Source organism: Microcoleus sp. (assembly GCF_049646505.1).
GTDB lineage: Bacteria > Cyanobacteriota > Cyanobacteriia > Cyanobacteriales > Microcoleaceae > Microcoleus.
The window spans coordinates 1-2,554 of record NZ_JBARVX010000578.1 but is presented as its reverse complement, the minus strand read 5'-3'; the positions used below and the strand labels follow the sequence as shown (position 1 = coordinate 2,554).

General features: G+C 49.8%; 3 protein-coding genes. 1 reads left to right on the top strand and 2 read right to left on the bottom strand.

Annotated features, from left to right (window positions below):
* Positions 1 to 151: 151 nt before the first annotated feature.
* Both WBA89_RS27180 and WBA89_RS27175 read right to left on the bottom strand, forming a co-directional pair.
* Positions 152 to 352 (bottom strand): hypothetical protein, encoded by a 201-nt coding sequence (locus WBA89_RS27180; protein ID WP_424410758.1) that lies wholly within the window; start codon positions 350 to 352, stop codon positions 152 to 154.
* 157 nt (positions 353 to 509) lie between these two features.
* Positions 510 to 632: a hypothetical protein gene (locus WBA89_RS27175; protein ID WP_424410757.1), complete on the bottom strand. Its 123-nt coding sequence runs from the start codon at positions 630 to 632 to the stop codon at positions 510 to 512.
* A 249-nt stretch (positions 633 to 881) separates the two neighbouring features.
* On the opposite strand from WBA89_RS27175, the gene WBA89_RS27170 reads away from it, so the two are divergent.
* Positions 882 to 2,267, top strand: coding sequence for a DUF4912 domain-containing protein (locus tag WBA89_RS27170; RefSeq protein WP_424410756.1), 1,386 nt, complete (start codon positions 882 to 884; stop codon positions 2,265 to 2,267).
* Positions 2,268 to 2,554 lie beyond the last annotated feature (287 nt).

The window sequence follows — 2,554 nt, the reverse complement described above, 5'->3', positions numbered from 1 at the left end:
CTCTTCTGAGGCTGCCCACGCCTCTAAAGCGACTTTCTTTTCTTTGGGGATGTATACCGCTATCAACTCCCGCTTGCGTTTTCCACCCACGAGTTCTTTTTCTTTTAATTTTATAGACATTGTATCTTCTATCTTTGATTTAACTATGCTACTATACTATATAGTAGCATATAGTAGAATCGCGACCACAAAAATTTAATCCCTGTGTGACAGGAAGTGATGGAGAGGGAAACATCGGGAGAATAGTTGGCTGGAAGTGCGATCGCATTCCTAAAGACATAGATATTCTAAACGATCGCCCCATCCACCCACCCTCCAAACCCCTCAAAAGCCCCCCATCGCCAATTGTCATCAAATTCTGACATTCGCGCCAACACCGAGCCCCCAAACCTCCCGTATGTCAAAATTTCCTGACATATTGATCCCCGAAATCACGAAAATGCGTATAAGTACCCACGATTGAGGCAAAAGACCCCTTGACCCGATCGCGAATTGTCTGCAACATTGAGTCATGACAAAGCGATCCCAAAGAAATGCTTCAATTGAGCAGCTATGGGAGTCAAATAGCGCGCGTGCTGGCAGCACAGCGTTGCTAGCAGCACCGATCGCCCTCGCAAAATCGATCTTGTCAATCAAGAATCGACAGATAAAAGCTTTATTTAGATCCGACGGTGCGCGCGGAAGCCAAAAAGTCACAAATCCCGATCGCAATTTGGGACAAGACAAGCTAAACACAAGCAAGGCTTCAAAGGTTGGAGAGATGAGGAAGCTCGATAAAACTTGCACTTATAAAGAGTTTCTAACTCAAAAAATCAACACATTATTCAAGTGTTGAAACAAAAAATCTAACCCGCAATCGCAAATTAGAGGAGAACAAACTCATGGCAAAAGAACGCCCACCATTAGAAGAGATGACTTTGCGACAACTCCGCAGAGTCGCTAGCGAATGTGGAGTGTCTCGCTACAGCCGGATGCGGAAATCGCAACTCCTGGCATCAATTCAAGAAATTCAGCGCAACAAATTTTCATACAGCCCATCTCGCAAACTAGAGGCACAAGAAGCAGTGGAAGCAGCAAAGTTTGAACTCGGTCAAGAAGACAGAACAGGCGGTTCCTTGTCGTCTGTGGATGAAGGTTTACCAGATTTGCCCAACGGCTACGGCGAAAGCCGGGTGGTTTTGATGCCGCGCGATCCAGAATGGGCTTACACCTACTGGGATATCTCGAACGATCGCAAACAAGAATTGCGCCGCCAAGGCGGACAGCAACTCGCCCTGCGGATCTACGACGTGACAGATGTTAACCTCGAAATCCAAAGCCCGCACAGCATTCAAGAATATCCCTGCGACGAACTGGCGCGGGAATGGTACGTACCGATCCCCGTGAGCGATCGCGATTATGCGATCGACATCGGCTACCGCTGTGCAGACGGCCGCTGGCTGATCTTAGCGCGATCGGCCGAAGTCCGCGTTCCCCCAATCTATCCCAGCGACTGGATAGAAGACCAATTCATCACCCTCGACTGGGAAGAAGACTTGTCCGGTAAAACCTTCGCCGAACTGGTTCCGCCTGCCAAAAAAATCGCACAAGCAGCCAACAACGCCAGCGTCGGTTACAGCAACGATAACGGTCTGTACAAACAAATATTCGGCATGGCAGAATCGTCCGAATCGATGCGCGTAGCGGGTTCGATCTTTGGTTCCATGCAGCACGTCGCCGGTTCAGTCCAGCAATCAGGCATCCACGAACAAGCTTTGAGTTCCTACGTGTTCCCATCCGGCGTCGGAATGTGGGCAGCCCCCGCCATGTCCGGGCTCACCATGTCCGGTGCGGGTATGTCCGGTGTCGGTATGTCGGGTATGGGGATGTCCGGGCTCACGATGTCCGGTATGGGGATGTCCGGTGTCGGTATGTCCGGGCTCACCATGTCCGGTATGGGGATGTCAGGTGTCGGTATGTCGGGAGCCGGCTTCGCCGCCCCGATGCGCCCCCGCCAGTTCTGGTTAGTTGCTGACGCAGAACTGATCGTCTACGGTGCCACCGAACCGGACGCTAAAGTTTACGTAGGCGGACAGCCGATTAAACTCAATGCTGACGGCACTTTCCGGTTCCAGATGTCTTTCCAAGACGGCTTAATCGACTATCCGATTTTTGCAGTAGCAGCAGACGGCGAACAAAACCGCGCCATCCACATGAAATTCAACCGCGAAACTCCAGAAAGGCGCGGCAATACCAAGGAAGATGCTGTGGTGGAATGGTTGGGCTAACGGTAACAGTCGATCGCGAGCCAGACTGGGGTACGGCTTTGTGCCAATTTTTTAACCATCACAAGGCCTACCTGCTGCCGATCGCGATTTGTTAGGGTTAATCCCAGACAACAACCCATAACACCCCCTATGCACCGTTCTCCTGTTTTGAGGAGCGGTGTTTTTTGTCATTAGTCATTGGTTATTGGTTATTGGTTATTGGTTATTGGTTATTGGTTATTGGTTATTGGTTATTGGTTATTGGTTATTGGTTATTGGTTATTGGTTATTGGTTATTGGTTATTGGT

Coding starts and splice junctions, on each gene's coding strand:
- WBA89_RS27180 (WP_424410758.1), bottom strand. CDS start 352: ATGACAATTGGCGATGGGGGGCTTTTGAGGGGTTTGGAGGGTGGGTGG.
- WBA89_RS27170 (WP_424410756.1), top strand. CDS start 882: ATGGCAAAAGAACGCCCACCATTAGAAGAGATGACTTTGCGACAACTC.